Genomic DNA, 9,253 nt, shown 5'->3' on the forward strand with positions numbered 1-9,253 from the left:
CCTCACATCCGGAAGACGCCGTAGCCGTCGGCGCCCTTGATCGGTCCGCTGTGGATGGCGGACAGGCAGAGCCCGAGCACCGTGCGGGTGTCGCGGGGGTCGATGACGCCGTCGTCGTAGAGCCGGCCGGACAGGAACGCGGCCACGGACTGCTGCTCGATCTGCCCCTCGACCATCTGCCGCATGGCCGCGTCGTGCTCCTCGTCGTAGTCCTGCCCCTTCGCGGCGGCGGCCTGCCGCGCGACGATCGACAGCACGCCCGCGAGCTGCTTCGGCCCCATGACGGCGGACTTGGCGTTCGGCCAGGTGAACAGGAACCTGGGGTCGTAGGCCCGGCCGCACATGCCGTAGTTGCCCGCGCCGTAGGACGCGCCCATCACCACGGTCAGGTGCGGCACCGTGCTGTTCGACACCGCGTTGATCATCATCGCGCCGTGCTTGATGATGCCGCCCTGCTCGTACCGCGCGCCGACCATGTACCCGGTGGTGTTCTGGAGGAACAGCAACGGGGTGTCGCTCGCGTTGGCGAGCTGGATGAACTGGGTGGCCTTCTGCGCTTCCTCGCTGAACAGCACGCCGCGGGCGTTGGCCAGCACGCCGATCGGGTAGCCGTGCAGGTCCGCCCACCCGGTGACCAGGCTGTTCCCGTAGTCGGGCTTGAACTCGTCGAACCGGGAGCCGTCCACGATCCGGGCGATCACCTCGCGCGGGTCGAACGGCACGCGCGGGTCCGTCGGCACGAGCCCGAGGAGGTCCTCCTCGTCGTACCGGGGCGGCTCCACCGGCTTCGGCGCGGGGCCGAGCTTGCGCCGGTTGAGCCGGGCGACCACGCGGCGGGTCAGCCGGATCGCGTCCACCTCGTCCTCGGCGACGAAGTCGGCCAGACCGGACGTCGTGCCGTGCATCCGGGCGCCGCCCAGCGACTCGTCGTCGGACTCCTCGCCGGTGGCCATCCTGACCAGCGGCGGGCCGCCGAGGAACACCTTCGAGCGGTCCTTGATCATGATCACGTAGTCGGACATGCCCGGCACGTACGCGCCGCCCGCGGTGGCGTTGCCGAACACCGTGCTGACGGTCGGGACACCGGCCGCGGACAGCCTGGTCAGGTCGCGGAACGCCCGGCCGCCGGGGATGAAGATCTCGCTCTGGCTCGGCAGGTCCGCGCCGCCGGACTCGACCAGGCCGATCAGCGGCAGCCGGTTCTGCGCCGCGATGTCGTTGGCCCGGAACGTCTTGCGCAGCGTCCACGGGTTGCTCGCGCCGCCGCGCACGGTCGGGTCGTTGGCGACGATCACGCACTCGACGCCCTCGACCACGCCGATGCCCGTGACGACGCTCGCGCCGACCGGGTAGTCCGTGCCCCACGCGGCCAGCGGCGACAGTTCGAGGAACGGGCTGTCCTGGTCGACCAGCAGCTCGATCCGCTCCCGTGCCAGGAGCTTGCCGCGCTCGTGGTGCCGCTCGGTGTACTTGGGGCCGCCGCCCGCGAGCGCCTTGGCGTGCTCGGCGTCCAGCTCGGCGAGCCGGGCCAGCAACGCCTCGCGGTTCTCGGCGTACTCGGGCGACCGGCTGTCCAGCGCGGTCCGCAACGTCGTCATGCCGTGTACCCCAATCGCCTCGCGGCCAGTTCGGTCATCACCTCGGTCGCGCCGCCCCCGATGCCGAGGATGCGCGCGTCCCGGTAGTGCCGCTCGACCTCGGCGCCGCGCAGGTAGCCCGCGCCGCCGTGCAGCTGCACCGCGGCGTCCACGACGAACGAGCAAGCCTCGACGGCCGCGTTCTTCGCGAAGCACACCTGCGCCACGACTTCCTGCCCGCGCGACGCCCTGACCGCGACCTCGCGGGTGTACGTGCGGGCGAGGTCGACGCGCTGCGCCATCTCCACCAGCTTGTGGCTGACGACCTGGCGGGCGATGAGCGGCTTGCCGAACGTCTCCCGCTGCCGCGTGTACGCGACGGTGAGGTCGAGCGCGCGCTGCGCCGTCGCGTACGCCTGCACGGCCAGCGAGATCCGCTCCACCTGGAACTGGCGCATGACGAGCGCGAACCCGCCGTTCTCCTCGCCGACCAGGTTCGCCACCGGCACCCGCGCGTCCACGAAGGACAGATCGGCGGTGTCCGAGCAGTGCCAGCCCATCTTGTCCAGCCTGCGGTCCACGGTGAAGCCGGGCGTGCCCTTCTCCACGACGAGCAGGCTCACGCCGCCGTAGCCGGGACCGCCGGTGCGCACGGCCGTCGTGACGAAGTCCGCCCGGTCACCCGAGGTGATGAACGCCTTCGCACCGTTCACCACGTAGCGGTCGCCGTCGCGCCGGGCGGTGGTGCGCAACGCCGCCACGTCCGAGCCGCCACCAGGTTCGGTGATGGCGAGCGACCCGATCAGCTCACCGTCCAGCGTCGGCCGCACGAACCGGTCGATCAGGCGCGGGTCGCCCGCGTCCACGATGTGCGGCACCGCGATGCCGTGCGTGAGCAGGCCCGCGACCAGCCCGGACGACCCGCCGGCCTGGATCAGCTCCTCGGTGACCACGACGGTGTCGAGCAGGTCGCCCGCGCCGCCGACGTGCTCCGGGAACCCGATGCCCAGCAGGCCGACCCGCGCGGCCGCGCGGTGCAGCTCGCGCGGCAGCTCCCCGGTCCGTTCCCAGTCGGCCAGGTGCGGCACGACCTCCCGCTCGGTGAACGTCCGCACGGTGGCGCGGAGGTCGCGGCGCTCGGGCGTCTCGAACAGCTCCGACGTGGTCACAGCAGCGCCTCCGGGAGGTCCACGTGGCGGGCGCGCAGCCACTCGCCCAGCGCCTTGGCCTGCGGGTCGAACCGGGTGGACGACGCCACGCCGTCGCCGAGCAGGCCGTGCAGCACGAAGTTCAGCGCCTTGAGGTTCGGCAGCTCGTGGCGCTCGACGTCACCCGCCTCCGGCAGCAGCTCCTTCAGCCGCTCGACGGTGAGTTCCGCGCGCAGCCACTCGTACTGCGCGTCCGTGCGCACCCACACGCCGAGGTTGGCGTCACCACCCTTGTCGCCGGAACGCGCGCCGGCGATCGTGCCCAGGGGAACCCTCATACCTCGACCACCTTCCCGTCCGGCAGCACGGCCTGGTGCCGCACCGACGCCCGCGGCACGGACGCGGCCCGGTAGACGCCGAACGGCGTGCCGTCGCCGGGCGGCGCGGTGACGTGGAAGCCGGGGTACGACCCGAGCGCCAGCTCGATGCCCGCGCGCGAGAACGCCTTGGCCCGCTTGGGGTCCGCCGTCTTGATCGTCACGTGCAGCAGCGCGCTCGCGGTCTCCTCGGTGTCCGCGTCGACGTGGTCGGTGCGCGCCAACACCCACGTCAGGTCGTCACCGCCAAGGGCCTGTTCGAGCTGGTGGCGGACCAGGTTCGCCTTCGCCTCCACGTCCAGGCCGGTGAGCACGAACGTGGTGGAGTTCCGGAAACCGCCCAGGGTGTTGAGGCAGACCTTGAGCGTGTCCGGCGGCGGCGAGCCCTTCACCCCGGAGATCCGGACGCCCCGGTCGTGCGGGTCGAGCCGGATCGTGTCGAAGTGGCTCACCACGTCCGGGCCTAGGTAGGCCGGGGCGCCGATCTCGTAGAGCAGCTGGGCGGTGACGGTGTCCACGGTGACCGCGCCGCCCGTGCCGTCGTGCTTGGTGATCAGCGACGACCCGTCCGCCTCGACCTCGGCGATCGGGAAACCGGGTCGGGTCGCGTCGATCGACGTGAAGAACGAGTAGTTGCCGCCGGTGGCCTGCGTGCCGCACTCCAGCACGTGCCCCGCGACCGTCGCGCCCGCCAGCGCGTCCCAGTCCTCGCGGCCCCAGCCGTGGTGCGCCGCGGCGGGTCCGACGACCAGCGACGCGTCCGTGACGCGGCCGGTGACGACGACGTCCGCCCCCGCGTTCAGGCACTCGGCGATGCCCCACGCGCCCAGGTAGGCGTTGGCGGTCAACGCCTCCGGGAACCGGTCGCGCAGGTCGTCCCCGGTCACGTGGGCGACCTTCGCGCCGAGCCCGAGCCCGTCGATCGCCTCCGCCAGGCCCTCCGGGTTCAGCCCGCCCGCGTTGGAGACGATCTTGACGCCCCGCGCCAGCGCGTCGGCCAGGTTCTCCTCCAGCTGCCGCAGGAACGTGCGGGCGTAGCCGAGGCTCGCGTCCCTCACCCGGTCGCGGCCGAGGATGAGCATGGTCAGCTCGGCCAGGTAGTCGCCGGTCAGCACGTCGAGGTCGCCGCCCGTCAGCATCTCCCGGACGGCGGAGAACCGGTCGCCGTAGAAGCCGGAGGCGTTGCCGATCCGGATCACGGCTGACCCTTCTCCCGACCGGGGCCGGGCGGACCCGCGAACGCCTGCGCGATGGGCAGCCACGCCTCGGCGTGGTCGCCGACGGCCGTGACGGCGAGGTCGTCGCGGTGCCTGCGGCGCGTGGCCAGCAGGCAGAAGTCCAGCGCGGGGCCGGTGATCCGGTCCTCGGCGTCCGCCGGGCCCCACGTCCACAGGTCGCCCTCCGGCCCGAGCAGCTCCACCCGGACCGGGACCTCGGGCACGGGAAGGCCGTTGACCATGAACGCGTAGCCGAACGCGCGGACCGCGATGTGCGCGACGTGCTTCAGCCGGTTGGTCGGCTCACGGGTGACGCCGAGCGCGTCGGCCACGTCCTGGCCGTGCGCCCAGGTCTCCATCAACCGGGCGGTGGCCATCGACGCGGGGCTCATCGGCGGGCCGAACCACGGCACCTTCCGCCCCTCCGGCACGGCGCGCAGCGCGTCGGCCAACTCGTTGCGGCCCGCCCGCCACTGCTCCAGCGTGACCGGCTCGCGCGCGCCCTCGTCCACCATGTCCGGCGTGGCCCGCTCCAGCTCCTCGGCGAACGCCTCGGGGTCGCGCGCGGCGAGCCCGGCGATCCGGTCGGTCCAGTGCAGGTGGCTGATCTGGTGGGCGATCGTCCAGCCCGGCGCGGGGGTGGGGACCGACCAGTCGTCCAGCGGGGCGACGAGGGCGTCCAGCACCTCGCTCTCGGTGTGCAGGTCGATCAGGATCTCGTTGATCACAGCGCATCCTCCAGCGTTCGCGCCCAGTGCCGGATGATCCGCTTGCGCCGCTTGCCGTCGTCGGTGAGCTGGTTGGCCAGGGCCAGGCCGCGCACCAGGTCGAGGGTGATCTGCACGGCTTCGCGGACGCCCGGCTTGGTCTCGTCGGCGTTCAGCAGCTCCACGGCCAGGCGGTGCGTCTCGCGACCCAGGCGGGCCTCCAGCGGCACCACCACGGTCTTGAGGTCGGGGTCGGTGCGGGCGGCGACCCACAGTTCGAGGGCGGCGGTGAACAGGTCGCTGGCGTAGAAGTCGGCGATCAGCTCGACCACCGCGACCGTGCTGCCGTTGACCTCCCGCGCGCGCTCCTTGAGGTGCAGGACGCTCTCCGCGCCCAGGTGCTCCACCGCGGCGGCGACCAGCTCGCCGCGGGTGCGGAAGTGGTGCAGCTGGGCGCCGCGGGACACGCCCGCGCGCTCGGCGACGACGGTGGTCGTCGTGCCCGCCCAGCCCCGCTCGACCAGGCACTCCACGGTCGACTCCATGAGCTTGCGGCGGGTCTCGCGGCTGCGGTCCGCCTGCCGCCGCACTTCCCGCGGCCTCGTCTCGGTGGCCATGCGGCGAGTGTTCCGGGCAACTAACAAACAGTCAAGACTGATTGTTAGTTGCCCGGACCCGCCGGCGGCCGGTCACCACCCGCCTTGGACCATCGTCTGGAACAGCCACCGGCCGTCCTTCTTCACCAGCAGGTCGCCGTACCGCACGACCTGCGAGAACTCCCCGGCGGTGATGGTCGCGTCGGTGATCACGAACACCAGGTCCGCGGTGACGAAGACCGGCGTGCGGACCGACTCCATCCGCACGTCGCCCTCCCCCAGGGACGCCGCCATGTCGTAGAGGAACCGTTCGCGGTCCCACGACTGCGCCGACCCGTCGGTCACCGCGTTGACGGGGAACAACGCCATGTCGGCCATCGCCTCGACGTCCTTGGCGACGGCCAAGGCGTCCCACTGCTCGAACCACGCGAGCACGCCCGCCACGTCGTCGTCGGTCGGCACGAACCCCGCTCCACTACCCGGCACAGCACTCATGTCGTACATTGTACCGTACGCCGTACGGTAGCCGTGCGCGCGACCGGTCCCGGCCCGGGAGAGCTGGTCAGAGAAGGGTCAGTTGTCCTTGGTCCACGGGCGCGGACGGGGTGGCAGCAGCGGGCAGGCTGCCGTCCGGCCACAGGCCCTCGTCGTCGCCCGGGACGCCGACCGCCTCGCGCTTGCCGCGCGGTTCCAGGCCGTGGCGGACCAGCAGGGGCGTGATGCGGTCCGCCAGCCGACGGCGGTACCTGGCGTCCACGTAGGACCCCCGCGCGTACAGCTCGCGGTACCGGCCGGCCAGGTCCGGCCGCTCCCGCACCAGCCACCGGGCGAACCACTCGCGCGCGCCCGGCCGCAGGTGCAGCGGCAGCACGGTGACGCCGGTGGCGCCCGTCGCCGCGATGGACGCCAGCAGCTCGTCCAACTGCTCCTCCGAGTCCGTCAGCCACGGCAGCACGGGCGCGACGAACACACCGCACGGCAACCCGGCGTCACGGATGCGGCGCACCAGCTCCAGCCGGGCCTGCGGGCTGGGCGTGCCCGGCTCCAGCCCCGACTGCAGCTCCCGGTCCAGCAACGCCAGCGACACCCCGATCCCCACCGGCACCGACGACGCCGCCTCGGCGAGCAACGGGAGGTCCCGCGCCAGCACGGTCCCCTTCGTCAGGATGGAGAACGGCGTGCCGGAGTCCGCGAGCGCCCGGATGATGCCCGGCATCAGCGCGTACCGGCCCTCGGCCCGCTGGTACGGGTCGGTGTTCGTGCCCATCGCCACGTGCTCGCGCCGCCACCGGGGCGACCGCAGCTGCGCCCGCAGCACGTCGACCGCGTTGACCTTCACCACGACCTGGGTGTCGAAGTCGCGCCCCGCGTCGAGGTCGAGGTACGTGTGCGTGTTGCGGGCGAAGCAGTTGTGGCTGACCAGCCCGTTCGCCACGAAGTCGCCGGTGCCCGTGGTGATGTCGTACAACGTCCGCGTCACGCCCAGCGACTCCACCGCCACCACGGCCAGGCGGGACGTCACGGGCACCTCCGCGCCCTCCACCGCGTTGCCGCGCGGGATCGCCGGGCCCACCAGGTGCAGGAACCGCAGCCGTTCGGCCAGGCCGCCGACGACCCGCACGCCGCGCACCTCGACGACGTGCGACACGCGCAGCCGCGCCAGCGCCAGCACCGCCGCCTCGAACACCGCGCTGTCCGCGCTGGACATCACGAGCTCGCCGCCCGTGGAGCTGCCGCGCGCGTCGAACAGGCCCGCCAGGAACCCCTTCGACCACTCCTCCCCCGGCGTCGTCGGCCACTCGACCAGCTCGTTCTCCCGCGGCACCCGGCCGCCGGCGAACTCGCGCACCCGCGCCAGCACGTCGGGGTGGTGGGGCAGGCCGCCGCGCACCACACCCCACAGGTAGCCCTCGCGGTACTCGTCGGAGTGCGCGGGCGGCGTGGCGAACCGGCCCGTCCCGACCAGCAGCGCGCCCTTCACCAGGTACGGCCGCTCCTCGAAGTCCTCGCACCGGCCGGGCGTGACGTGCTTCCAGCCCTCGTCGGTGAGGAACCGGTGGTCGCCGCCCGCCACGACGCGCGTGCCGTCGCTCAGCGTGAGCCGGTACGCGGGCTTGGTGGTCTTCCAGTGCGCGCGCACGCGCGTCACCACGAACCGGCCCTCGGACGTGCCGAACACCTCCTCGCCGACGGACAGGTCGGCGATCGGCTTGGTGCGGCCGTCCGCCAGCAGGACGGGCGTGTCGCCGGTCAGGCAGTACGTGCAGCCGTGCGTGCAGCCCCGGTACGGGTTGACCGTCCACGAGAACGGCAGGCCGCCGCCCTTGCCGGACCCGGCGCCCTGGACCCGGTTGAGCACGGACTTGGCGTTCACCTCGTGGAACACGACGTCGGCGAAGTCGGGGGTTCGTACGCTGCGCACCAGTCCCGGCAACCCCGGCAGAGCCTGCTGCCGGTCAGCCCCATCCTTCTGCCCGTCCCATCGCATGTCCACATTCGAACACGTGTTCGAACTACGGTCAAACGGAGTGCCCGTGTCAGCACTGGACGTCATCCTGTGGCCCTTCAACACCCCCGCGGTGACCTTCGCCGGCGTCTCCACGAGCTGGGGCGAGGTCGCCGGGTTCATCACCGGCGCGCTGTGCGTCTGGCTCGTGGCCAGGCAGAACCCGTGGAACTGGCCTATCGGCATCCTGAACAACCTCGCGTTCCTGGTCCTGTTCGCGACGAGCGGCCTGTACGCGGACTCGGGGCTCCAGGTCGTCTACGTGGCGCTGGCGTTGTACGGCTGGTGGGCCTGGCTGCGCGGCGGGGTCGAGCGGACACCCCTGCCCGTCACCCGGACGTCCCGCGCGCAGTGGCTGTGGCTGCTCGCGGCGGGTGTGGCGGGGACGCTGCTCCTGGTGTGGGTGCTCACCTCGTTCAGCAACTCGACGGTGCCCTGGGCGGACTCCGTGACCACCGTCGTCTCGCTGCTGGCCACGTGGGGCCAGACGCGCAAGAAGGTCGAGTGCTGGTGGCTGTGGATCGCCGCGGACGTGATCTACGTTCCGTTGTACGCCTACAAGGACCTGTGGCTGACCGCGATCCTCTACGTCGGCTTCATGGCCCTGTGCGTGCTCGGGCTGCGCAACTGGACCAAGGCGCTGCGCCAGGACGAGCGCGACGAGCTGGTCGCCGCGTGACGGACTTCGACCACGCGCTGGTGCTCGGCAAGTTCTACCCGCCGCACGCCGGCCACCACCACCTGATCCGCACCGCCGCCGCGCGCAGCAGGCGGACCACCGTGACCGTGCTGGCGTCGAGCGCGGAGTCCATCCCGGTGGCCGACCGGGTGGCGTGGCTGCGCGCCGAGCACGCGGGCACGCCCGGCCTCGCCGTGCTCGGCGACGTGGACGACCACGAGATGGACTTCCACAGCGACGCCGTGTGGGAGCTGCACATGGGCGTGGCGCGGGCGGTGCTCGCGCGGCGGGCCATCCGCGACGGCGACCCGTCGGCGGCGGCGGTCGACGCGGTGTTCTCCAGCGAGGCGTACGGCGACGAGATGGCCAAGCGGCTCGGCGCCCGGCACGTCCTGGTCGACCTCGACCGGGCCGCGCACCCCGTGTCCGGCACCGCGGTCCGCGCC

At 72.6% G+C, this 9,253-nt stretch carries 8 protein-coding genes and 1 pseudogene; 2 read left to right on the top strand and 7 right to left on the bottom strand.

What is annotated here, in order from left to right; all coding sequences use genetic code 11:
- Nucleotides 1-2 precede the first annotated feature (2 nt).
- The 7 genes and pseudogenes from ACFQ3T_RS06605 to ACFQ3T_RS06635 form a co-directional block, all read right to left on the bottom strand.
- On the bottom strand, nucleotides 3-1,598 hold the full coding sequence (locus tag ACFQ3T_RS06605; protein ID WP_380721118.1) for an acyl-CoA carboxylase subunit beta: 1,596 nt from the start codon (nucleotides 1,596-1,598) through the stop codon (nucleotides 3-5).
- Nucleotides 1,595-2,746, bottom strand: coding sequence for an acyl-CoA dehydrogenase family protein (locus ACFQ3T_RS06610; protein WP_380721121.1), 1,152 nt, complete (start codon nucleotides 2,744-2,746; stop codon nucleotides 1,595-1,597). The genes ACFQ3T_RS06605 and ACFQ3T_RS06610 overlap by 4 nt, the downstream gene beginning before the upstream one ends.
- Nucleotides 2,743-4,241, bottom strand: a pseudogene (locus tag ACFQ3T_RS06615) (acyclic terpene utilization AtuA family protein). Before ACFQ3T_RS06615 ends, ACFQ3T_RS06610 begins: the two are co-directional and overlap by 4 nt.
- Before the next feature lie 56 nt (nucleotides 4,242-4,297).
- Nucleotides 4,298-5,047: a TIGR03084 family metal-binding protein gene (locus tag ACFQ3T_RS06620; protein WP_380721124.1), complete on the bottom strand. Its 750-nt coding sequence runs from the start codon at nucleotides 5,045-5,047 to the stop codon at nucleotides 4,298-4,300.
- Nucleotides 5,044-5,643, bottom strand: a complete 600-nt coding sequence (locus tag ACFQ3T_RS06625) for a TetR/AcrR family transcriptional regulator (protein WP_380721127.1) — start codon at nucleotides 5,641-5,643, stop codon at nucleotides 5,044-5,046. Before ACFQ3T_RS06625 ends, ACFQ3T_RS06620 begins: the two co-directional genes overlap by 4 nt.
- 72 nt (nucleotides 5,644-5,715) lie before the next feature.
- Nucleotides 5,716-6,117, bottom strand: a complete 402-nt coding sequence (locus ACFQ3T_RS06630; RefSeq protein WP_380721130.1) for a nuclear transport factor 2 family protein — start codon at nucleotides 6,115-6,117, stop codon at nucleotides 5,716-5,718.
- A 67-nt stretch (nucleotides 6,118-6,184) separates the two neighbouring features.
- Nucleotides 6,185-8,110 carry an intein-containing Rv2578c family radical SAM protein gene (locus ACFQ3T_RS06635; RefSeq protein ID WP_380721133.1) on the bottom strand — a complete coding sequence of 642 codons (1,926 nt, stop codon included), beginning with the start codon at nucleotides 8,108-8,110 and terminating at the stop codon, nucleotides 6,185-6,187.
- A 46-nt stretch (nucleotides 8,111-8,156) separates the two neighbouring features.
- Here ACFQ3T_RS06635 and pnuC point away from each other — a divergent pair, with 46 nt between their 5' ends.
- Both pnuC and ACFQ3T_RS06645 read left to right on the top strand, forming a co-directional pair.
- Nucleotides 8,157-8,807 carry a nicotinamide riboside transporter PnuC gene (pnuC, locus tag ACFQ3T_RS06640; RefSeq protein WP_380721136.1) on the top strand — a complete coding sequence of 217 codons (651 nt, stop codon included), beginning with the start codon at nucleotides 8,157-8,159 and terminating at the stop codon, nucleotides 8,805-8,807.
- On the top strand, nucleotides 8,804-9,253 hold a 450-nt coding region (locus ACFQ3T_RS06645; protein ID WP_380721139.1), incomplete at its 3' end, for a hypothetical protein. The genes pnuC and ACFQ3T_RS06645, both read left to right, overlap by 4 nt.

It is taken from the genome of Saccharothrix hoggarensis (genome assembly GCF_042678885.1).
Lineage (GTDB): Bacteria > Actinomycetota > Actinomycetes > Mycobacteriales > Pseudonocardiaceae > Actinosynnema > Actinosynnema hoggarensis.